Annotated in this window: 15 protein-coding genes; 8 read left to right on the top strand and 7 right to left on the bottom strand. The window is 64.8% G+C overall.

Annotation, left to right across the window (positions count from 1 at the left end):
- Nucleotides 1–288 precede the first annotated feature (288 nt).
- A complete protein-coding gene (locus KA248_04575; GenBank protein ID MBP7829173.1) occupies nucleotides 289–699 on the bottom strand; it encodes a hypothetical protein in 411 nt (136 codons plus the stop codon).
- A gap of 345 nt (nucleotides 700–1,044) precedes the next feature.
- Here KA248_04575 and KA248_04570 point away from each other — a divergent pair, with 345 nt between their 5' ends.
- A complete protein-coding gene (locus tag KA248_04570) occupies nucleotides 1,045–1,350 on the top strand; it encodes a hypothetical protein (GenBank protein ID MBP7829172.1) in 306 nt (101 codons plus the stop codon).
- Nucleotides 1,351–1,412: 62 nt separating this feature from the next.
- A complete protein-coding gene (locus tag KA248_04565; GenBank protein ID MBP7829171.1) occupies nucleotides 1,413–1,691 on the top strand; it encodes a hypothetical protein in 279 nt (92 codons plus the stop codon).
- A gap of 328 nt (nucleotides 1,692–2,019) precedes the next feature.
- On the opposite strand, the gene KA248_04560 is transcribed toward KA248_04565, so the two are convergent.
- Nucleotides 2,020–2,304, bottom strand: a complete 285-nt coding sequence (locus tag KA248_04560) for a hypothetical protein (protein MBP7829170.1) — start codon at nucleotides 2,302–2,304, stop codon at nucleotides 2,020–2,022.
- Nucleotides 2,305–3,148: 844 nt separating this feature from the next.
- On the opposite strand from KA248_04560, the gene KA248_04555 reads away from it, so the two are divergent.
- Both KA248_04555 and KA248_04550 read left to right on the top strand, forming a co-directional pair.
- Nucleotides 3,149–3,406 (top strand): type II toxin-antitoxin system Phd/YefM family antitoxin, encoded by a 258-nt coding sequence (locus tag KA248_04555; GenBank protein ID MBP7829169.1) that lies wholly within the window; start codon nucleotides 3,149–3,151, stop codon nucleotides 3,404–3,406.
- Nucleotides 3,394–3,693, top strand: coding sequence for a type II toxin-antitoxin system RelE/ParE family toxin (locus KA248_04550; GenBank protein ID MBP7829168.1), 300 nt, complete (start codon nucleotides 3,394–3,396; stop codon nucleotides 3,691–3,693). The genes KA248_04555 and KA248_04550 overlap by 13 nt, the downstream gene beginning before the upstream one ends.
- Nucleotides 3,694–4,129: 436 nt before the next feature.
- Here the strand turns inward: KA248_04550 and KA248_04545 are convergent, their stop codons facing one another.
- The 3 genes from KA248_04545 to KA248_04535 all read right to left on the bottom strand — a co-directional run bounded on the left by KA248_04545 (nucleotide 4,130) and on the right by KA248_04535 (nucleotide 10,908).
- Nucleotides 4,130–4,573 (bottom strand): tail fiber domain-containing protein, encoded by a 444-nt coding sequence (locus tag KA248_04545; protein ID MBP7829167.1) that lies wholly within the window; start codon nucleotides 4,571–4,573, stop codon nucleotides 4,130–4,132.
- Nucleotides 4,525–7,947 carry a hypothetical protein gene (locus KA248_04540; GenBank protein ID MBP7829166.1) on the bottom strand — a complete coding sequence of 1,141 codons (3,423 nt, stop codon included), beginning with the start codon at nucleotides 7,945–7,947 and terminating at the stop codon, nucleotides 4,525–4,527. The genes KA248_04545 and KA248_04540 overlap by 49 nt, the downstream gene beginning before the upstream one ends.
- A 96-nt stretch (nucleotides 7,948–8,043) precedes the next feature.
- Nucleotides 8,044–10,908, bottom strand: a complete 2,865-nt coding sequence (locus KA248_04535) for a right-handed parallel beta-helix repeat-containing protein (GenBank protein ID MBP7829165.1) — start codon at nucleotides 10,906–10,908, stop codon at nucleotides 8,044–8,046.
- Between the two features lie 128 nt (nucleotides 10,909–11,036).
- Between KA248_04535 and KA248_04530 the strand changes: the two genes are divergently transcribed.
- Both KA248_04530 and KA248_04525 read left to right on the top strand, forming a co-directional pair.
- Nucleotides 11,037–11,597: a hypothetical protein gene (locus tag KA248_04530; protein MBP7829164.1), complete on the top strand. Its 561-nt coding sequence runs from the start codon at nucleotides 11,037–11,039 to the stop codon at nucleotides 11,595–11,597.
- An 82-nt stretch (nucleotides 11,598–11,679) separates the two neighbouring features.
- Nucleotides 11,680–12,213, top strand: coding sequence for a TIGR00725 family protein (locus KA248_04525; protein ID MBP7829163.1), 534 nt, complete (start codon nucleotides 11,680–11,682; stop codon nucleotides 12,211–12,213).
- Between the two features lie 34 nt (nucleotides 12,214–12,247).
- On the opposite strand, the gene KA248_04520 is transcribed toward KA248_04525, so the two are convergent.
- Together KA248_04520 and KA248_04515 are read right to left on the bottom strand one after the other, a co-directional pair.
- Nucleotides 12,248–13,012 carry a class I SAM-dependent methyltransferase gene (locus tag KA248_04520; protein MBP7829162.1) on the bottom strand — a complete coding sequence of 255 codons (765 nt, stop codon included), beginning with the start codon at nucleotides 13,010–13,012 and terminating at the stop codon, nucleotides 12,248–12,250.
- 79 nt (nucleotides 13,013–13,091) lie between these two features.
- Nucleotides 13,092–19,262: a S8 family serine peptidase gene (locus KA248_04515; protein MBP7829161.1), complete on the bottom strand. Its 6,171-nt coding sequence runs from the start codon at nucleotides 19,260–19,262 to the stop codon at nucleotides 13,092–13,094.
- A gap of 243 nt (nucleotides 19,263–19,505) precedes the next feature.
- Between KA248_04515 and KA248_04510 the strand changes: the two genes are divergently transcribed.
- Both KA248_04510 and KA248_04505 read left to right on the top strand, forming a co-directional pair.
- Complete coding sequence (locus tag KA248_04510; protein MBP7829160.1) at nucleotides 19,506–20,480, top strand: serine/threonine protein kinase; 975 nt, start codon at nucleotides 19,506–19,508, stop codon at nucleotides 20,478–20,480.
- Between the two features lie 58 nt (nucleotides 20,481–20,538).
- Nucleotides 20,539–21,459 carry a glycosyltransferase family 2 protein gene (locus tag KA248_04505; protein MBP7829159.1) on the top strand — a complete coding sequence of 307 codons (921 nt, stop codon included), beginning with the start codon at nucleotides 20,539–20,541 and terminating at the stop codon, nucleotides 21,457–21,459.
- Nucleotides 21,460–21,513 lie beyond the last annotated feature (54 nt).

Raw genomic sequence — 21,513 nt, 5'->3', positions numbered from 1 at the left:
GTCAGCCGGCCGACGATGGGCACATGGAGCCAGAGGCGGCGGCCGCGGCGGCCACCGCCCCTGGCTTGAGATGCCCCCGCTGCGGCGCGCTCCTCATCGTCCGCCGGCTGACCTTCCGCGCGCGGGCTCCCCCGGAGCGGTTGGTGGCATGAAAACAACAGATTTACAGGCACTTTTAAAAGGGCTCATTCGATGGGTCTGCCCCATTACTTGCGATTTGTGCTGCAAAACAGATCGGCTTACCCCCTCGCATTGCCATGGCAAGATCTTGCCCCAATTTCCGGCAATTCACACGTCCCTCATTTTCACATCTGGGTCTTGCTTGCGCCCTCCCGGCGCGTTATAAACCCCATGGGAGAGAAAACAATTCCGGAATGTCCAACAAGAAGGTTGGAGCTTATCGGTGACCCGCGGCGGGTCCCCGACAAGCTCAACCTCTGCGTTGGATTGTCGGATGATTTGTGGAATGGATTGAAACTGTGAAGGAAGGGCGCGCCAAAGGCGGAACAAGCGAAGACCGAAAAAGAGCTTTTCCCGCCAAGGGCGCGCCCTGAATGATTTAATGAAATGATTGCCATAGAAAAGCTGAACGGAAGAGAGTTCTTGTGCCAAAGCTGAAGCCTCTTCCTGTTGAAACCAAATGGATACATGTGGAATGAGGCTGGTTTCAAAGCTGTGGAACAGGATAAAATTCTGCATCCAACATGGCCATCGTGCCTAACCTTTTCCGCGGCGGGGCAATTTGGCAGTAATGAAATCAGTGAACGCGGAAAAGGTCGGCACATGGCTAGCGTTCGCCATAAGATGAAAAGACTTCTTCCAGTGCTTCTTCTTATCGTGCAAATATCCTGCATGTCGCTTGTGCATCAAAATGAAGATCTAAGAAAAGGGAACGCATTCAAAGAGCATGACAAGTCAGATGTTGCTCTCGCGATTGTTCGCATCGATGAATATCCATCGTTTCAGATCACAGACAAAGATGAAATCAGACGGCTATGGGAATCGTGCCGATAAATAGATTTTAGAGATGATCAGTTCATCATCATGTGTGGACACTTTGCTGATATTGAATATTACGACGAACATGGCAATCTTCTCTCCGTTTCCTGCCAAATGAACGCTTGTAATCAAGTTCTGCAGTACACCACTGAAGAAGGAAAGCCATGCATTCTCGTCGGAAAAAGTACAGAACACACAAGACTTGTCTATGACTTGGTAAAACGGCGAGCGCCTGATTATTTAAAAGCGCGCCAAATGCAGTTTTCTCGAGTCGGGCGCGGATTAGAAGCTCTGATGTTTGATTGTGATGATAAAAAGAAGGAAAGCGGCGAACAAGGCGACGGAGACTAACTGTTTTCGCGCGGCGCGAAAACAGTCGTCTCGTCGCTAGCGTTCGGCAACAAGACAAGAAGATGAACATAGACATCAACATGTGGAAGCTCCCGATTGGATGGCACATCGCAGCGCTGATGGGTGGATTCGCAGGGTTAGTTCACGCGATCAAATGCGTCACAACCCGGGAGGGGCCATTTCAGTTCATAAGGATCGAGCGGCCGAGGAATATGTTGATCTACTGGATAGAACTTGCCATGTTCCTTTTCGCTGCGTTGTTACTCATAGGGCTTGGAATCATTGGACTCGATCTGTTTATACAAGAAATATCGAGCAGAGGAATGGGGACTGGTGATTGAGTTGAATAATATCATAATATGATATCTGGCCCTACAGGACCTGTTATAATTGCGATTATTCTGCTTCTAGGATGGATATTCGCACAGAATAGCATCCTGAAAATATCATGTGGGCTATTGCTCTTGGCATGGTTCACTTGGATGATCTGGATTGCATTAGTCATCCGAAGTTGGATCGTTTTAATCCTGCCTGGGCTTGCTGTGATAGCATGGGGATTGCTTTCATTCTTAAAAAACACATTTGCTCCAGAAAACTAACGAGGAATAAATAATTGCCGAACAATGGCGTTCTGACTAACCTGTTTTCGTGGGGCGCGAAAACAGGTCGTCAAACGCCTGGCGTTGGATGGTCGAATGATTTGTGGAATGGATTGAAATCGTGAAGGAAGGGCGCGCCAAAGGCGGAACAAGCGAAGACCGAAAAGGAGCTGTTCCCGCCAAGGGCGCGCCCTGAATGATTTAATGAAATGATTGCCATAGAAAAGCTGAAAGGAAGAGATTTCTTGTGCCATAGCTGCAGCCTCTTTCTGTTGAAATGAAATGGATAAATTTGCGCCGAAGGACTGAGATAACGCCGTGGAACAGGATAAGATTCTGCATCCAACATGGCCATCGTGCCTAACCTTTTCCGCGGCGGGGCAATTTGGCAGTATTGAAATCCGTGAACGCGGAAAAGGTCGGCACATGGCTGGCGTTGGACTCATTCGAACGATTGAATGATTTTGGAAATAATGGAAGATTGAAGGATGGCGCGGAGCGGGGGCCAAGCCCAGGTGTTAGAACCGGGGGGCAGAGGTTCGACTCGTGAAAGACGACGCAGTGTTTTGGTCCAACAATGCCATTGTGCCTAACCTTTTACGCGGAGGCGACTAGTGGCTCTATTTGGATCTGTGGCCGCATAAAAGGTCGGCACATGGCTGACGTTCGGTGTAAGGAATGAGAGATACAATTCAAAGTATCAGTGCTTTGGGGCTACTAGTCGTCTTTGCCCTTTCAATCATCCCCTTTCGACTTTCAAAAGGCTGGAGAACATGGACTCTTTATTTCCCAATAATTGGATTAATATTATACGGACTATATGAGGCGTTAATGCCCTCGGAGATGAATATCAGAATAGATCTGTCCTTTATCATACCGATGATCATATTCCTTTGCCTCAATGGGATTGCTAAACTTGGCATTATGATGACAATGAAGGCAAGAACACTCGGAGATCGAGAGCTTATTAGTATCTTTCCCCAGCGCAAGATTCAAATGGCATTCACATTGCCGATACTCATTGTATGTATTATCATGTTTCGAATGATGTGGTGATGAAACAGGCAAAGAATTCACCGATCAAGGCGACGGAGACTAACTGTTTTCGCGGGGCGCGAAAACAGTCGTCTCGTCGCTGGCGTTCGACGAGTTAAAAAAGATGGTTGACCGCAAAGCAATGTGACACTATAGTATCACTCATGAAAACTGAACTCGTCACAACACTGAAAAGGCAAGCAACACGTATCCTATCTGATCTGGACGAAGACAAGGATCCCATCCTGATCACCGAGCATGGTCGACCGGCTGCGTACCTTGTTGATGTTCAGACGTTTGAACTAATTCGAGACAGAATGCGCATCTTGGAAGGCATCGCTCGCGGGGAAAAGGCGATTCAAGAAGGTCGCACTTGCAGCCAGGAACAGGCAAGAAAGCGGATGAAAAGATGGTTGAACTGATTTGGACCCAACCAGCTCTTCAGGATCTTGACGCTATTGCCGATTTCATTGCATTGGACAAGCCCAATGCAGCCAGTGTTTTTGTTGAGAAAGTCTTTGCCCAGGTTGATGGCCTAAAGAAATTCCCTCGCATGGGCTCTATCCCACCCGAATTGCCGGGCATGCCATACAGGCAGTTGGTCATCCCACCTTGTCGCATCTTCTACAGAGTCGAGGAAAAGAAGGTGCTCATCCTCCATGTGATGAGGGGAGAGCAACTCTTGAGACCTGGACTGTTCGAAGAATAGGAGAAAGATAATTCGTCGAACAATGGCGTTCTGGCTAACCTGTGACCGCGGGGCGCGGCCCCAGGTCGTCTCGTCGCTGGCGTTGGATTGCCGAATGAGTTTTGAAAAGGATTGAGATTGTGAAGGAAGGGCGCGCCAAAGGCGGAACAAGCGATTACCGAGAATGAAGCAGTTCCCGCCAAGGGCGCGCCCTGAATGATTTGATGAAATGATTGCCATAGAAAAGCTGAACGGAAGAGATTTCTTGTGCCAAAGCTGAAACCTCTTTTTAGTGAAACGAAATGGATACATGTGGAATAAGGCTGGTTTCAGAGCCGTGGAACAGGATTAAATTCCGCATCCAATCGGATTAGTAAAACCATAACGATAAGGGGTTGCGAAACTGGTTGGAGTTCGTTTTGCGCCGTAGGGGCTTCGTTTGCGAAGCCCGCGAATTTCACTGCCGCGCGAGGCCCAACTTCCGCTCGATGGCCGACAGGCGGCCCCGCAATTCCTCGTTCTCGCCGCGCAGCCGGGCGTTCTCCTCTTTGACCACTTCGTAGAGGCCCTGGATGGCCGCGAGCGAGACGCCGTCGAGGTCCAGCCCGTTGAGCATCGTGTCGCTGTTGCTGAAGGGGAAGGCCGCGTGGAAATCCTGCGCGGTCGGCCCGACGTGCCGCTGCGGGTAGCCCTTGTAGTTCCATTCCGTGATCGGCAGGTCGGCCAGCCTCTCCAGCAGGGCCCGCTTGTCCACGGGGGCCCAGCCCTCCTTGGTTTCGCGGTCGCTGGTGAAGAGCCACGCGCCCGCGCCCGGGGTCCAGGACACCATCTGGTTCGCGCCGCCCGCGCCGGTCAGGAACCGCACACCGCCCAGGCAGCGGAACGTGACGGAATCGTCCACCAGGGAATCCAGGTCAATATTCTGGCTGTCCGCCCAGACGAAGGCGCCATCGTTGGTTGCCTTGGCGCGGAAGCCCGCGGCGAAGCTGTGGTCGCCGCGCGCCTCGTTTTCCTGCCCGCCCGGCACGGTGGAGGCCTGGCCGAGGGCGTAGTTGTAGAGCCCGCCGCCGACCGAGCTGAAGTCGCCCGTCGTGATGTTCGCCCAGCCGCCGGCGATGGTGTTCTCCTGGTCCAGCGTACGGTTCGCCCGGCCGCCGGCGATGACGGAGCCCACGCCCGAGGCCATGTTGGACTGGCCGCCGCCCCCGTGCTGAAGTCGTTGGAGGCCATGTTGGCGATGCCGCCCCCGACGGTCCCGTGGAGCGCGTCATAGGGTATCCTGTTGTTTTCCCCGCCCCCGATCACGCCATGGAGGGTGCCGATGTAGTTGTTCTCTCCGCCGCCGATCGCGGACCACGAGTTCACGTGGTTGTCCCTTCCGCCGCCGATGAACGCCTCCCGGCCGTCCACGACGTTGCTGATCCCGCCGGCGATGACGCCGTACTGGCCCTCGCCGATGCGGTTCCGGAGCCCGCCGCCGATGAAGGCGTGGTCGAGTTCGACCCGGTTGCCCCGGCCGCCGGCGATGACGCCGTACGCCTGCTCCACCATGTTGGACAGGCCGCCCCCGACCGCGCTGTAACTGTTCGAGGCGACGTTCGCCAGGCCGCCGCCGACGACGCCTCCCGAGCCCGCGGCCCGGTTGTCCTGCCCGCCGGCCACGACGGAATATTGCAGCGCCGAGTTGCCGGTTCCGCCGCCGATCACGGAGGCCGCGGAATCGGTGTAGTTGCTGGCCCCGCCGCCGATCACGGAAAGATCCCCCTCGTTGCCGATGGTATTGTTCCGCCCGCCGCCCAGCGCGGCGTACGCGCCGGCGGCCGAGTTGTTCGTGCCCCCGCCGACGAAGGAGACCGCGCCGGCCGCCGTGTTCAGGTTGCCGCCCGCGATCGCGCTGTTCGTGCCGGAGGCCGTGTTGTTCCGCCCGCCCCCGATCACCGAGCCCGGCCCGGCGGCGGCGTTGTTCCGCCCGCCGCCCACGGTCGATTCGGGGGCATCCGTGGCGGACGTGTTGCCATTGCCCGCCTGGTTCCCCAACCCGCCGCCGACCGTGCCGTATAGATCCGAGACCCGGTTGGGGAGCGTGAAATCCCCGCCGCCACCGATGCTCGCGCCGGTCGCGCTGCCGGTGGCGGAGTTGTACTGGCTGCCCCCGATGACCTTGTAGCCCGTGCCGTCCAGCAGCAGGACCCGCGTGTTGCTCGCCCGCAGTTCCAGCGGCGTGGCGGGCGCCGTGGTGCCCAGGAAACTCGCGCCCGCCACGGCGTTCGCGTTGCCGTCCAGCCGCCAGTACGCCTCGGCCAGTTGGTCGGTGGTCACCGTCATCGCCATGATGTTCCCGCCGTCCAGGGAGGTCAGCCCGGAGCCGTCGCCGATGAACGATTCCGCGTACACCGCCCCCGTGAAGGATCCGTCGCCGATCACGGTCAGCGTGCGAGTGGGATTGCTGGTGCCGATGCCGACCCGGCCGCCCTTGGGATTGATGATCAGGCTGTTGCCGCCGTCGTAGTTGATGAACGTGCTGCCGTCCGAACGCGCGTTGAGGAACAGGTGCCCCAGCGACGAGGCGCGGATCGAGGCCTGCGCCGGCGCATTGCTGGCCCCGGAATAGAGGTCGAGGTAGCCGCCGACGCTCAACTGCTGCCGGGGGTCGTCCTCGTTCAGCCCGACGCCGCCGGCGGCGCGGACGATGAACTGGTCGGCGTGCGTGGAGCTGAAGTCCGCGTCCGTCGAATCCGCCCAGACGAACGCGCCGTCGTGGACGGCCTGGGCCCGGCGGCCGGCCGCCAGCGAATACCAGCCGGAGGCCCGGTTGTCGCTTCCGCCCGGCACCGTCGAGTAGCCGCCCGCCGCCGTGTTGTCCTTGCCGCCGGCGACGGTGGCGTATTCCTTGCTCGTGTTGTCACCGGCCACGTTGCCCGCGCCGCCGCCGATGGCTCCGTAGTTGTCCCGGACCTCGTTGTGGTCCAGGAATCCGCCGCCGCCCGCGATGACCGCCCCGACCCGGCCCGGCGTCACGAGGTTGTACGCGTGGCCGCCGATGACGTTCGGATCGCTGTCCACGTTCGCGTTCTCGAAGCGCATCACCCGCGCGTTGGAGACCCGGAACTCGAGGGGATTGGTCGTGGTCGTGCCGACGAAATGCACGCCGGCGGTGACGTTATTGTTTCCGGCGGTCTCCCAGTACTTGCGCGACAGCTTGTCCGGGCCGATGCTGGACGCCGCGATATTGGTGCCGCGCACGCTGCCCACGCCGAGGGCCGCGTTGGAGATCGTCCCCGCCTGGATGTTCTGCCCGTTCAAGGCCGTCAGCGCCGACCCGTCGCCCGCCAGCGAGGCGGCCAGAATGTCCCCCGCGACGGTCAACATCGCCGGCGTCACGTTCGTCCCGATGCCCACGCCGCCGGAGGCGCGGATGAGAAACTGGTTGTCGGCGGTCGAGGCGAAGTCCGAGTCCGTGCTGTCCGCCCAGACGAAAGCGCCCTCGTGGCGGGCCTTCGCGCGGCGGCCGGCGGCCAAGGCGTAGTTGTCGGCGGCCTCGTTGTCGCGCCCGCCCGGGATCGCGGCAAAGTCGGCATAATTAAGGACCTGGTTGGACCAGCCGCCGCCGATGACGGAGTAGCCGCACAGGGTGTCCAGGAAATTGGCCACCCCGCCGCCGATCACCGCGCCGTAGGCCTGGAAGGCGATGCGGTTTCTCGCGCCGCCCGCGATCACGGCGTAGATGGTATCCTGCTCGATCGTGTTCCGGCCGCCGCCGCCGATGACTGCTTCCCACGCGTTGGTCCCGATCAGGTTCGCGCGGCCGCCGCCGATCACCGACACGGCGCCCCACGCGGCGTTCGTCTCGCCGCCGCCGACCGCGGAGCGCGCGCCGGCCTGGACGTTCCCGACGCCCTTGAGACCCGGGATCACCGCGTAGGCCGCCGAAGCCAGCCGCTCGCGCGGGCCGAGGGCCACTCCGTTCACCAGCACGCCGATGTAGACGTTCGTGTTGTCGTTCAAGATTCGCGAGAGCGAATCGGCCGGCATGTCGTCGCCGAGGACCGTGGCGTACAATCCGTCCACGGCGGTCGCCGTGTTCGAGTCTTCGCCCAGCATCGAGCCGCCTGTCGCCGCGCTCCAGAGCTGGAGCGACAGGCCGACGGCGCCGTTGTAGAGATTGGTGCCCTGGACCAGGCGTCCCTGGTAGTTCATCATCGAGGGGACCTGGGCGGAGCACAGCGAAGAGACCAGCGCGAGAACCACACCCGACGCGAGCCGGCGAGCGTTCATTGGAATACCTCCTAAGTAGGCGTCATCATAAACCCGCGCCTTCGAAAAAGGCAAGATGGAGGCGGGCCGCCCCCGGCCTGCCGCGCGGCGGCTCCATCAGGGCAGCCGGCCGCGAACACGGAACACAGCGGCGGTATCCGCGGGGAGCATCAGGTCCGCATTCGTCGCGATTCCTCCCGTGCCCGGCTCGTAGGCCGAAGCGCCGGGTGTCCAGCCGTTGGTGCCGAGGCCGGCCGGGTAGGCGTGCTCCATCCGGTACTGGCGGTAGGACGAAGAGGAATGGGCCGCGAACACGACTCGAACAGCCGGGAAGTCCACCAGGCCCATTTTCGAGATCCGCAGGAAGCTCTCCCCGTCCGTCGGGTCCGTGTCGGCGTTGAATTCGTCGAGGTTCGGGATGCCGTCGTCGTCCCCGTGGCCGGCCGGGTCGCCGCCCGTGGCGCTGCCGAAGAAGCGGGATTCCCAGCCGTCCGGCATGCCGTCATGGTCGCTGTCCAGCATCGCGAAATGCGAGAATTCCGAGGTGTCGCCCGAGGCGATGTGCGTCGCCGTCGCGGTGTAGTAGTCGGGCACGGGGTCGGGCGCCGGCACGGTGGCGTCGAAATGGGCCGTGTCCAGGGGCATGGTCGCGACGTTGGTGCTGCCCAGGCTGATCTCGCCTTCGCCATAGCCCGAGGGGTCGAACTGCGTGTTGGCGTAGAAGTTGATCTTGTATTGTGCCGTCACCGCGCTGCGGAGCAGGCCCTGGATGCGCAAGTTGGCCCCGTCCACGAAGACGTTCGTGAGGGTCGGATAGTTCTGGAGCCCGTTGGGCCCGTCATCGCCGTCCCCGTACACCGGCCCGCCGTCGTTCGGCGTCGGGCCGTCGCCGCCGAGATCAATGCCCAGGCCCCCGTTCTCGAAGATCCAGTTGTAGTCGATCCGGATGCCGGCGATGTTGGTGTTGTTGCCCAGCGCGATCCCGTCGCCGCCGTTGTGCGCGATGATGTTGACCTTGGTCCAGGCGTCGCCCCCGATCGTGTTGTTCGTGGACGACCCGGTCATCAGGAGCCCGTCGTCCTGGTTGCCGCCGAAGCCCGCGCCGACGACGTGCCCGCCGATCCGGTTGCCGAGGAACACGCAGTCCGAGACGGTGATCATGCGGATGCCGTAATCGCCGTTCCCGGAGATCAGGTTCCCGCCGCCGACCAGGAGGTCCCCGCCGACCAGGCCGCGCCGGACGTTGTTCATGTACAAACCGGAGAACGCGTTGGGCAGCGCGTCCTCCCCGTCCTCGTCCGTCCCGATGAGATTGCTCTGGACCGTGTTGCTGACCGCCTCCGCGCCCGTGATGCTGATCCCGTTGCCGCCGTTGCCGCTGATCACGTTGCCCATCGCCGCGGAGACTCCGCCGATCCGGTTCGAGGGCGCGCCGTCCACGTAGACGCCTTCGTACTTATTGCCCAGCGCGCCTTGCCCGGAAGCCGTCGTGCCGATCCAGTTGCCCTGCACGACGACGTCATGGGCGGTCTCGCCGTGGATGGACAGCCCGTTGTCCCCGTTCCCCGAAATCACGTTGCCGGCGCCGATCCCGCCGATGGTGACCCGCGGGGCGCCGGACACCATGATGCCCGACCAACCGTTGGAGACCGCCAGGCCGCCCAGGGCCGTCGTGCCGATGTGATTCCGCTGGATCACAGTGTCGTCCGCCAGGACGCCGAAGAGGAAAATGCCGTGCCGGCCGTTGCCGGAGATGACATTGCCCGCGCCGGAATTGGTGCCGCCCACCGCCGTGTCCCAGGCGTGCTCGATATGAATCCCATGGCTCCCATTCCCGAGCGCATATCGCCCCGAGGCGTCCGTGCCGATATAGTTGCCCTTGATCTCGTTGCACGGCGCGTAGTAGAGATTCACGCCGACGTTCGTGTTCCCGGAGATGATGTTGCGCGCCGCGGTCAGGGTGCCCCCGATCGTGTTGGACCGGCAGCGCTGCTCTTCCATGTAGATGCCCGTGTCGTTGGGGATGGCGTTGCTCCCCGTGATGTCCGTGCCGATGTAGTTACCCTCGATCCGGTTCCGTTCGATGGGCTGCGCGATGCCGTTCATCCCGATCCCGTAATGCCGGTTGCCGGAGATCAGGTTGCCCGAGCCGCCCTTCGTTCCCCCGATGGAATTGTCGTTGCCGTCCACCAGGATCCCGTACCCGTTGGCCACCGCGCCGGTCCCGGCCGCGTCCGTGCCGATGAAGTTCCCCCGGATCGAGTTGCTGCTGCTGACCCACGAGATCTCGATGCCGCGCATCCGGTTCCCCGAGATGATGTTGCGGTCGGCGGGGTCCGGGCTGCCGATGTAGTTCTTGTCCGAGGCGATGAACATCCCGTGCCAGTTTCCGTTGGCCAGGCCGGTCAGGGGGTGGATGCCGACGTAATTGGCCAGCACCGAGTTGGTCGTGCCTAACTCGAGGTAAATACCGACGTCGTTCGTGGCGAAGTAATTGCCGACGATTCGGGTGCCGCCGGCCTTTACGTACACCCCCGCCTCGCTGTTGCTCATGAAATAGCTGTATTGGATCACACAGGAGGGCGAGGTGACCATGATGCCGGACTCGAACCCGTGGACACGGATCGCCGTGACCGTGCAGCCGATCGCGCCGAGCCGCAGGCCGTTGGTCACCACGGCGGACGCCGCGTGCAGGATGACCAGCGGCTCCGCGCCGGCGCCCAGGTGGTTGGTGCCCGTGATCCAAACGCGTTCGGTGACGGCCGGAAGTTCCGTGCTGACCGGAATCGTCCGCGACCCGGCCGGCAAGTTGAAAAGGATCCGGTCGAATCCCGCGATGATGTTGGCATTGCTGATCGCGGCGCGCAGCGTGCCGTTCCCGCTGTTCGCCGAGTTGGTGACGATGTACGTGGCTCCCCCGGTCGGCCGGCAACTCGCCATGACTGCGGCGACAAACAGCATCCTCTTGAACCAAGTCGTCATGGGACCCTCCTTGCATGGGTCGCTCCCGCCGGCGAAAATAGCCCATGGCCTCGCCGGCCGGAAGTCCTTTTTTCCGGCCGCCCGGGCGTGACCCGGCGCCGTCCTTCTGGTAGAAGAACCGGCGCGCCGTGAAAACGTTGTTGTGGATTCTGTTTCGGGCCGCGTTCGCCGGATTCTGTTTTGTCTCCGGGTTCCGATTCCTTTTCATGGGCCACCCGGGCGGCGGCTTTATCGGGTGCGGGCTCCTGCTGGCCGGGGCCTGGGTCGTCGCGTTCCCCATCGCGCGCATCCTGGCCGCGCCGTTCGCGGCGATCTTCTGGCCGACGGACCGTTCTCCGCCGCCGCCCATCTACGGCATCCCGGAGTCGCTCGTGAAGAAAGGAGAATACACCGAGGCCATCCGCGAGTACCACGAGATCATCCGAAAGTATCCCCGGGAACTGAAGCCCTACCACGACCTCCTGGACCTTGCGCTCCGCCGGATGAATGACGCCGACCTCGCCGCGCGCGTGCATGCCGAGGCCTTGCTCAAGCTGAAGAAGCCGGAGGATCGGGAAGTCGTGACCCGTCTCTACCAGGGGCTGCTGGAGACAGGCCGCCCCCGGCCCGGCGAACGCCGCGAGGGCGCGGCGGCTCCGCCAGCCGATGGCGGGGCGCTCCCGCCCCGCAAGAATGGGGAGCCCGCTTGAAAGATGAACTGCAGATCGCCCCGGCAAGCGTGAGCGCGGACTACTTCGCGAGCCGTTCGCTGTACGATCCGGAAAAACTGAAATGGTGGAACTGGAAGGGGCCCCGGTGAAGCGACTCCTCGTGGCGATCATCGGCAGCGGGATGACCGACAAACCGGCCCTGCTCGAGGCGGCCCGCGTGGCCGGGGAGGCCATAGCCCGGCGCGGGGCCGTCACGGTGGCCGGGGAATGCGGCGGGGTGTTTGGCGCCGCCTTTGCCGGGGCGCGGGCCGCCGGAGGGTTGACGCTGGCCCTGGCCGGCGGGGACAAGCTGCCGGAGCGGCATGACGCGGCGGACGTGGTGTTGCCCACGGGCCTGGGCGCGGCGCGGCACGCCGTGCTGGCCGCGGCCTGCGCCGGCGCCGTGGTCATCGAAGGCGGAATGCCCACGCTGGCGCTCGCCGTCGAATTCCTCGCCGCGCGCAAACCCGTGGTCGCCGTCGCCGGCAGCGGGGGCGCGGCCGAACGGCTATCCATAGGGAGCGTTCTGCCCGGCGGGGCGCGGGTGCCAGCGGCGCCCGATGGCACGGCGGCCGTGGAACAGTTGTTCCGGATTCTGGAAGGCGGGCCGGCGTGAATCCCCGGTGAGTGCCAGAGCCCGCCGCCTTCCATCACTCTTTTTGGAACCACACCCCGAACCGGTCGGTCGGGACGAGCGGGGTTTGAATGGCGTGCGCCCGCCGGAACTCGTCCGTGGCCATCTTCGCGCCCTTGAAGTAGTGATAGTCGTCGATGATCACCGCGCCGCCGGGGGACACCTTCGGATACAACTGCTCGAGGCAGAGTTTCGCGGGATCGTAGTAATCGCAGTCGATGTGCAGGATGGCGAGCGGGCCGACGCGCGGCGCGGCCGGCGGGATCGTGTCCGCGAACCAGCCGGGGACGATCTCGAACCGGGCGGGATCGAGCCCGAACTTTCGGAACAGCAGATCCTCTGCGAGTTCCCGGCTCCCCGTCAGGTCGCCCTTTTTCAGTGTCTTCCCCGTCCAGGTCTCGTCCATCTCCCGCGGTTCCGGCAGGCCCTGGAACGAATCGAACAGCCAGAACCGCGCTGCCGTCCGAAATCGCCGGGCCTGCGCGCCAAAGAGCGCCGCGCTGCCGCCGCGCCATACGCCGCATTCCGCCGCGCCGCCGCCGGCCGGGCCCGACAGGATTTCGCCCGCGAGCCGGTACAAACTGTGCAGCCGGGGATAATTGACCAGCGAGTGGTGCCGGACGGCGAAGACCGCGCGGTGCCGGTCCAGCCAGGCTTCCCGTGCCACGGGGCGCAGCAGCGGGTACAGCCCCGCGACCGCGTAGGTCCGCCACCAGCCCTCGCGCCAGCGCGGGCGGAGGAACCCGATCTCCCGCCGCAGTCTCCGAAAGCGGTCCTTCATTGCTCCCCGTTGTTGGAGGCGGGCCGCCCCCGGCCCGCCCTGCGCCGCGAGGGCGCGGCGCCTCCAAGCCCGTCCATCCCTACGGCGTCACGATGCGGTAGATCCGCAGCGTGTCCGCCGGCGTCGGGTCGGATAGCGTGATCACGCCGCCGTCGCCGATCTCCGTGTCCGCCGGCGTCCAGACCGGCGGCTGGGCCCCGAGGTCCGTCGTGTATTCCAGCGTGTAGCTCTGGCCCAGGACCGAGGTCAGCGTCGCCGACGCCGTCGCGCCCGCCGGCACGGCGAAGCCCGTGATGTCCGGCTCCTCGACCGGCAGCCCGTTGACCGTGATTGTGATCGTCTCCTCGTCGGAGCCGTCGTCGTCCGCCGCGTTGAAGGTCACCGTGTACGTGCCCGTCGACGAGGCGGCGTCCCAGACGAACCACGACAGCTCGTTGGTCGGGTAGAAGAACGAGCCGGAGGGCAGGTTGCTCGCCGTCAGCGTCACGGGATCCTCCTCCGTGGGCGTCGCGGTCACCGCGAAGGCGAGGTTGCTGCCCAGGTACACGGACTGGTTGCCCACCGGCGCCAGCAACGGAGGCGTCCCGCCGCCCGCGGAGGCGTCGTAGTAGAGTTCCACGAACTCGTTGGAGTAATTCACCGCGTCGGCATACTCGCTGATTCGCAGGCCGGCTGTGCCGTTACCCGCGACGCCCGCGCCGGGCGTCGCGTTCGTGCGGGACGTCCGCCACCAGTTCTCGGCCGCCGAGGCGTCGCCGACCAGGTTCGTGCGCTGGACCGAGCTGCTCGACGGGTTCAGCGCCGCCGGCGTCGTGCCGTCCACCAGCATGGCCGCGGCATTCAGGATGTCATACTGCTCGGAGCCGTTGATCTGCACGCCCTTCTCGGCCGAGTTCAGGAACACCACGTCCGCGCCCAGCGTCACGCCCCAACCCGCCTCGAAGGCGGCCTTGTCGGAGGCGCGGCTGATGATCACGTATCCGCCCTGCTCCACGACCGTGCCGTTCGGGATCGTGTAGGTCAGCGCGCTGTTGTACTGCTTGAGCTGCCAGCCGCTCAAGTCGAGCGTGTACACGATGGGCGTCACCGTGATCGTGATCGTCTCCTCGTCCGCCCCGTCGTTGTCCGCCGCGTTGAACGTCACCGTGTACGTCCCCGTCGGCGACGGGATCGGCCAGACGAACGACCCGGCCTCGTTCGTCGGGTAGAACGACGCCCCCGCCGGCAGGTTGCTCGCCGTCAGCGTCACCGCGTCCCCGTCCGTCATCGTCGCCGAAACCGTGAACTGCAGCGCGTTGCTCACCATCGTCGACTTCGCGCCAATGGCGTTCAGCACCGGCGGACCTTCGGCCCCGCCGGCTGCGTCATAGTAGAGTTCGACAAACTCATTAGAGAAGTTGATGGCGTCTGAATACTCGCTGATGCGAAGGCCGGCGGTTCCAGTTCCGGAAACGCTGGTTCCAGGCGTCGCATTGGTCCTGGAAATGCGGATCCAGTTTTGCGTCATGGAGGCGCTGCCCAACAGGTTTGTTCGCTGGACCGAGAAATTATTCGGATGCCAGTTGGTCTGCGTTGAGCCATCTACAAGAGTTCCGGCATCATCAAGGAGGGTGTAGTTTTCTCCCCCATTGATTTGCGGCAGGACATCGCCGGAATTCAGGAACACGACATCGGCCCCGAGGGTTACGCCCCACGCTGCCTCAAAGGCCTCCTTCGAGGCCTTGCGGGCCAGAATGACGTGTCCTCCCGGGGACACCGTGGTGCCGGCCGGGAAGGTGAAGTTTTGCGTGGCGTTGCTCTGCACAAGTTTATAACCGCCGATACTCAGCGGCACGCCTCCGCCCCCGCCAGCGCTGACCGTGATCGTGACGGGTTCCTCGTCCGACCCGTCCTTGTCGGCGGCGTTGAACGTGACGCTGTACGTCCCCGTCGGCGAGGCGTTGGTCCAGAGGAAGGAGGCGGCCTCGTTGGTCGGATAAAAGACCGCGCCGGCGGGCAGGTTGCTTGCCGTCAGGGTCACCGCGTCGCCGTCCGTCGGCGTGGCGGTGACGGTGAACTGGAGCGTGTTGGTCAGGGCGACCGACTTCGCGCCGATGGCGACCAGCACGGGCGGCGTCGGCAGGGCCGGCCCGGCGCAGTCGCTGTCGTGCGTGCGCAGGTCGTCGAACGTGTCGACCGCGTAGGCGGCCCATTCCGTGGCCGGGTCAAAGGCGGCCGTGGTATTCGTGTTGCCGCGGGTGATCTCCCGCATGCGGCGCAGGGTATGATTCACGGTCGTGTTGGGTTCCGTGCCCCAGTAGCTGCCCGGGTCAACGCCCACCTGTCCCAAGTGATCCACCACGACACCGTTCGTGCCTCCCCGGTAGAGCACGACGGCGTCGTCGCCGTTAAACGACATGCTTGCACTTGTTTGATCGGCCAGGGCCAGGAGCGTCGCGCCGGCGGTGTTGTTGGCAATCACATACGTTCCCCCGGCCGGAATGGTTCCCGTGAGACTTATGTTGTAGATGGGCGAGCCGCCATTCATGGAGAGATGCAGCACATAGTTGCTGGCCGCCAAGTCCAGGGCGGCCGCGCCGGGATTGTAGATTTCGACGGCCTTGTTGTTGGACGAGCCCTCGACGTATTCCGAGATGATCACGGCGCAGTTGGTGTCCACGTAGGGGGCCGGCTCGACGGTGATGGTCACGCGCTCCTCGTCCGCGCCGTCCTTGTCGGAGGCGTTGAAGACGACCTCGTACACGCCCGTGGGCGTGGCGCTGACCCAGCTGAACGAGCCCGTCGTGCCGACGATCGGGCAGGTCGCGTCGCCGGGCAGGTTGGAGACGACCAGCGTGATCGGGTCGCCGTCGTACGGGTCGCTCGCCGTGACCGCGAAGCTCAAGGTGTTGCTCTCCGTGACGGTCTTGTTCCCCACGGCGGCGATGACCGGCGGCTTGTTGCTGCCGCAGCACAGCGGCTCGGAGGCGGTGACGGCGAGCTTCCACCCGGAGGCGATGCTGCCGGAGTCCTCGGCGGCCTGGTCCGCGACGTAGAGCTTCCAATCGCCGTTGGGATTGCCGCCGTTGAACTGGGAGAGGGCGCTGGCGTACGGATCGGCTGGCGCGGGCGACGGCATGGTCTCGGCCGTGCCGGTCGGCCGGTACGTGCCGCTGGTGATGGGCGAGCCCACCTCGGACTCCGCGTCGTCGTCGAACGTCAGTGTCAATCCGCTGACCCCCGTGCCCCCGCCCACCGCGCCCATCAGCGAGACCTTCTCGCCGTCCGGGCTGACGAGAATCACGTCCACGTCCTCGGGATAGGTATGGCTGAACCCGTTGAGCGTGACGACCACCTTGCTGACCGTCCCGACGAGGCCGGCGATGCTGATGGTGCTCGGATACGGGCTGGCGGCGGCATTGTCGTTGATGGCGATGGCCGCGGCGTTCTGGTTCGTGGCGGCGGCGTCGGATGTGCCGCCGAGTGTGTAGGTGTAGCTTACCTGGCCGAGGGACGCGGCGCCGTCGGCGAGCGCCAGGGTCGCCGTCAGCGTGCCGCCGCAGGTCCCCGTGGCGGTGAAGGTGAAGGTGTTCGTGACCGCCGCGCCCTCGGCGAGGAGGGCGCCGTAGCTCTCCGGCCCGCTCGGGGCCGTGACGCCGCCGGCGGCCAGGAGGGTGGCGACGACGTTGGTCGTGTCGGCCGAGCCGACGTTCCGGAGCGCGACGGCCAGGGTGACGACTTCGTCCGGGTCGATCGCGCCGTTGCCCGCGCCGCAGCCCTCCGAAACGAGGGCCGCGCCCGCGTCCGCGATGGCCGGGATTTCCTGCTCCTCGAAGTTGTAGATCACCAGCGCGAAATCCTGGTCCAGCGCGCCGCCGTAGTTCGGCACGCCGTCGGAGTTGATGTTGGCGGCGGAGACGGTGATGACGACCGTGCCGGTGGTGCCGGCGGGCAGGAACACGCTTTCGGCGTTGTTCCGCGCGTCCGCCGTGCCGCCCGCGGCGGAGGTCGCGCCGCTGAAGACGTTGCCGCGGTAGGTCTGGCCGCCCGCGATGACGACGAGATTGAGGTCGTTCTTGTAGGCGTTGCCCGAGGTCGAGCCGGGGGCGTCGGTCCAGGCGAGGGTGACGCGGAGCGGGAGGCCGTTGGAGACCACCACGCCGCTGATCGTGCGCGACTGGCCGCTGGCGGTGAAGATGTCGTTGGTCCGCTGGTCGCGCAGGACGCGCGGCGCGCCGTCGAAGGCGAAGCCGAGGTTCATCATGCCCATGCCCTGGTCGTTGGACCACAGGGTATCGCCCGCGTCCACGCCCGTCATGTAGCGGGCGGCGTTCATCAGGAAGGCCTTCACCATGGCGGGGCTGGGCACGGTCCAGCCCTGGTTGATGAAGTACTGCCGGATCAGCGCGCAGCCGCCCGCGACCGCGGGCGTGGAATGGCTCGTGCCGGAGGAGGTCGAGTACCACTGCTGGCCCTGCGGGAAGAAGTTGTTCGTGTTCCCCGTCGTGCCGCCGCCGGGCAGGGCGCAGACGCCGGTGCCCTCGAAGCAGGCCAGGTCGTTGCCGTTGCCGCTCATCGTCCGGGTCTGCTGGCCCACGCCGCCGGTGACGTGGGTGCCGGGCGCGACGATCTCGGGCTTCGCGCGCCCGTCGCTGCACGGGCCGCGGCTGGAGAAGGAGGCGATGTCGTTGGCGCTGTTGGCCTCGGTGTCCGGCGTGTCGCAGCCGTCGTTGCCCGCGGCGTTGTTGCCGCCGTTGGTCGAGGAGTGCGAGTGGACGTTCTCCGCCGCGCCGACGGTGATGACGTTCTTGGCCGTGCCGGGCGAGCCGACGGTCTGGGCGCTGGAGCCCGCGTTGCCCGCCGCGAAGACGATGGTCATCTCCTGGTTGCCCGCGTTCGTCACGGCGGCGCCCGAGGGCTGCGCGTCGCGGACCAGCGCGTCGTACTGCTGGCAGTCGATGTCGTAGGCGCCCGCGGTGTCCGCGCCCCAGCTGTCCGAGCTGATGCGCGCGCCGTCGCGGTAGGCGCGGGAGATCATGTCCTCGTAGTCCGGCGAGGTGAACTCCGCGGGATCGAAGATCACGGACGAACCCAGCCTGACGAACGGGCATACCCCGAGGCCGTAGCGGTAGCCGGCGGAGTCCGCGTGCGGGAATCCGGAGAGGTTGTTGTACCCGCCGATGATGTGCGCGTTCAGGTTGCCGTGCCCGTCGCAGCCCTGGATCGTGCTGCCGCTGTTGGCCGTGCCCTCGAGGCGGGCGTAGGCGACACGGGAGACCAGCCCCGTGTTCCCGGCGACGTACAGGCCGAAGTGGTTCGGCGTGGTCGTGCCGTTGTCCGTCCCCGAGTCGCAGACGTCCACGACGAACCCGGAGGCCGTGAACTGGTCCTGCGTGAACCCCTTTGAGTACAGCCAGTTCAGGTAGCCCGTCCCGGACGGCCCGTTGCCGGCGAGATTCCCGGCGACGATCATGTCCTGCCGCTCGTCGAACTTCCGCGGGATCACGTAGGGGCGGATCGAGATCACGTCCGGCTGCGCGGCCAGGGTTTCGACCGCGTCCGGGGCGAGTTTCACGATGACATTCAGATAGGGCCCGACCTCGGCCTGGCGGTAGACGGCGGCCTGCTTGAGCGCCTCCACGAGCAGCAGCGTCGCGGCGTTGGCCTCGCCGTCGCGGACCATCTGGATGGCGAACAGGGCGGGGGCCGCCGCGCCGGCCTTGGCCTTCGCGACGGCGGCCGAGGTCTCCGGGGCGAGGCGGTCGGAGGGCAGGTACTCGCCCTCCCAGTTCAGGCCGCTGCGCCGGGCCGGAAGGGCGCGGAGCTTGTTCAGCGCCGCCGTGTCGCCGTACACGAGATAGGCGTTCTCGGGAATGTAGTCCACCACCTGGAACCCGGCGCCGACGAGGGCGTCGTGCCAGCCCGGCTTCACCGGGCCGACAAACTGGACGAGGTGCAGGGCGCGGCCCTTGCCCAGCGAAGCGCGGGCGCGCAGGGATCTCGTCGCGGGCTGCGCGGTGTCCACCGTGCCCGCGTTCAGCAGGATGCGCCCGCCGGACTCCAGGACCTCCGCGGTGTCACCCAGCGCGGCGACCGCCGCCGCGTCGGCCTCCAGGATGGAAAACGATTCGTACTCGGCGATCACCGTGCCGCCGGCATCGGTCAATTGACGGACGGCGTCCGCGCCCGTGACGCGGACCTTCACCGCCGCGGCCGGAAAGATCAGGGCGGACCACAGCACACTACAGGTGAGGATCTTGATCGATTTCATGAACGCCTCGCTGGGGGGGGGTATGCAACAACCTTCATGTAGATTCAGGGGGTGGAGAGTACCCCCGGACCAACATTTGGGAAAGAGTAATTCGTTGCTACAGAAAAATTTAGGTGGCGCGAGCGCGGAAAATCGTTTTACTAAACAGGAAAGCGCAGCCTGCGGGAAAGTGATATGGAATAAAAAAGCGACTCGGCATCCGCTCTGTCGCTTTGCCGCGCCTCGTGCTAGTCTCTGTCCCCCATGGAGACCGCCGACTTCAGCCACCTGACGCCCGAAGCCGTGATCAACGCGGTCGAGGACACGCTGGGCGCCGCGTGCTCGAACCTCTGCCGGCCGCTGAACAGCTACATCAACCGCGTGTATGAGGTCGGGCTCGACGCTGGCGGCTTCGTCATCGCCAAGTTCTACCGGCCCGGCCGATGGGACCGCGTGGCGCTTCAGGACGAACTGGATTTTCTCGCCGAACTCGCGGCGGAAGAAGTGCCCGTCGTGCCGCCCCTGCCGGGCCGCGACGGGAGCCTGCTGCACGAACTGGCGCACACGGACTTCGCCCTGTTCCCGAAGCGGGGCGGCCGGCCGCTGGACGAGCCCGACGCGAATACCTGGACGCAACTCGGCCGGCTCCTCGCGCGCATGCATGCGGTCGGCGCGCGGCGGCTCCCGAAAAACCGGATCAGGCTGCACCCGGAGCATTCCACGCGGCAACACCTGGATTTCATCCTCCGGTCCGGCACGATCCCCGCCGGCACGGCCCGCGCCTATGGACAAGTTGTGACGGAACTTATCGACCTCGTGGCCCCGGAGTTCGAGGGCGTGGAGACGCACCGCATCCACGGCGACTGTCACCGCCAGAACATCCTGCACCGGCCGGGCGAGGGGTTCCACTTACTGGACTTTGACGACATGGCCGTCGGGCCCGCGGTGCAGGACCTGTGGATGCTCCTGCCCGACCGCGTGCGCGCCGCGCGCTTCGAACTGGAGAGCCTGCTCGAGGGCTACGAGACCTTCCTGCCGTTCCCGCGCGGGACGCTGCGCCTGGTCGAGCCGCTGCGCGCGATGCGGTTCATCCACTACACCGCGTGGTGTGCCCGGCAGAAGGCCGACGGCGGCTTCGCCCGGCTCTCGCCCGGTTGGGGCTCGCAGGAGTTCTGGCGTCAGGAGATCGCCGACCTCGAGCGCCAGCGGCAGGAAATCCTGGACGCGCGGGCGGATTGACCACAGCATGCGAGGGGCGAGGAGGCCGGGGGCGTCGAAGGAAGAGGAGGAAGCGGGAGTGACAACATGGTCCGGCCGCGCGCCGCTCGTGTGCGCCGTGGTGATCAACTGGAACCGTCCGCGGGAAACGGCGGAATGCCTGCGCTCCCTCGTCCGCCAGACCCATCGCGCGCTGGCCGTCGTGGTCGTGGATAACGGCTCGGAGGACGATTCCGCGGAACGGATCGGCCGCGAGTTCCCGGGCGTCGAGCTGCTGCGCAACCCGGTGAACCGCGGTTTCGGTGCGGCGGCCAACCAGGGGATCGCGCGGGCGCGCGCTCTCGGGGCGTCCCACGTATTCCTGCTGAACAACGACGCGACCGTGACGCCGGACACGATCGAGCGGCTGCTGGAGACGGCGTCCCGGCCCGGCGTCGGGGCCGTCGCACCCCTTGTGCTTTTCCCCGGCGCCGGGGAGCGCATCTGGTCGGCCGGCGCGCGCCGGAACCGAACCACGCTCGGCAACATGGACACGCGCCACGGGCGGCCGTGGCGCGCGGCGTGGCCCCGGCTTCTCGCGCGGGACTACCTCTACGGCTGCGCGCTACTCATGGATCTCCGCGCCCTGGCCGCGGCGGGCGTTTTCGACGAGCGGTTCTTCATGTACTTCGAGGACATGGACCTCTGTCTCCGCTTCCAGGCGGCGGGATTCAGTTTGTGGGTGGACAGCGCCGGGTGTGCGCGGCACGCGGGCGCCGCGAGCAGCGGCGGGCGGGGGACCGTCATGGAGCGGTACTGGTCCGCCCGCAGTTCGGTCCTTTTCTTCCGGAAGAACGCGAGAGGGGCGCAGTGGCTGGCGATCGTGCCCTGGCGCCTTTTCAGCGCGGCGCGGATCATGGCGTGCCTGGTCCTGGCGGGCCGGCCCCGCGCGGCCGCCGCCTACGTGCGCGGCCTGCGCGACGGCTTTCGCGCCAAGGGGCCCCCAGGGCGGGAGGTGTAAGATCGGCGAGGCGGTTCCATGCCCGGGATGCGGGGATTCCAACGCGGAGACCCT

It is taken from the genome of Kiritimatiellia bacterium, from assembly GCA_018001225.1.
In the GTDB taxonomy this organism is placed as follows: domain Bacteria; phylum Verrucomicrobiota; class Kiritimatiellia; order CAIQIC01; family JAGNIJ01; genus JAGNIJ01.
The sequence above is the reverse complement of the archived record's forward strand: the minus strand, read 5'-3'. Positions and strand labels throughout refer to the sequence as shown.

Excerpts from the sequence above, each read along its gene's own strand:
- KA248_04575 (MBP7829173.1), bottom strand. The coding sequence starts at position 699 with ATGCAGAATTTTATCCTGTTCCACAGCTTTGAAACCAGCCTCATTCCA.
- KA248_04570 (MBP7829172.1), top strand. The coding sequence starts at position 1,045 with ATGTGTGGACACTTTGCTGATATTGAATATTACGACGAACATGGCAAT.
- KA248_04565 (MBP7829171.1), top strand. The coding sequence starts at position 1,413 with ATGAACATAGACATCAACATGTGGAAGCTCCCGATTGGATGGCACATC.
- KA248_04560 (MBP7829170.1), bottom strand. The coding sequence starts at position 2,304 with ATGGCCATGTTGGATGCAGAATCTTATCCTGTTCCACGGCGTTATCTC.
- KA248_04555 (MBP7829169.1), top strand. The coding sequence starts at position 3,149 with ATGAAAACTGAACTCGTCACAACACTGAAAAGGCAAGCAACACGTATC.
- KA248_04550 (MBP7829168.1), top strand. The coding sequence starts at position 3,394 with ATGGTTGAACTGATTTGGACCCAACCAGCTCTTCAGGATCTTGACGCT.
- KA248_04540 (MBP7829166.1), bottom strand. The coding sequence starts at position 7,947 with ATGAACGCTCGCCGGCTCGCGTCGGGTGTGGTTCTCGCGCTGGTCTCT.
- KA248_04535 (MBP7829165.1), bottom strand. The coding sequence starts at position 10,908 with ATGACGACTTGGTTCAAGAGGATGCTGTTTGTCGCCGCAGTCATGGCG.
- KA248_04525 (MBP7829163.1), top strand. The coding sequence starts at position 11,680 with ATGGTGGAACTGGAAGGGGCCCCGGTGAAGCGACTCCTCGTGGCGATC.
- KA248_04520 (MBP7829162.1), bottom strand. The coding sequence starts at position 13,012 with ATGAAGGACCGCTTTCGGAGACTGCGGCGGGAGATCGGGTTCCTCCGC.
- KA248_04515 (MBP7829161.1), bottom strand. The coding sequence starts at position 19,262 with ATGAAATCGATCAAGATCCTCACCTGTAGTGTGCTGTGGTCCGCCCTG.
- KA248_04510 (MBP7829160.1), top strand. The coding sequence starts at position 19,506 with ATGGAGACCGCCGACTTCAGCCACCTGACGCCCGAAGCCGTGATCAAC.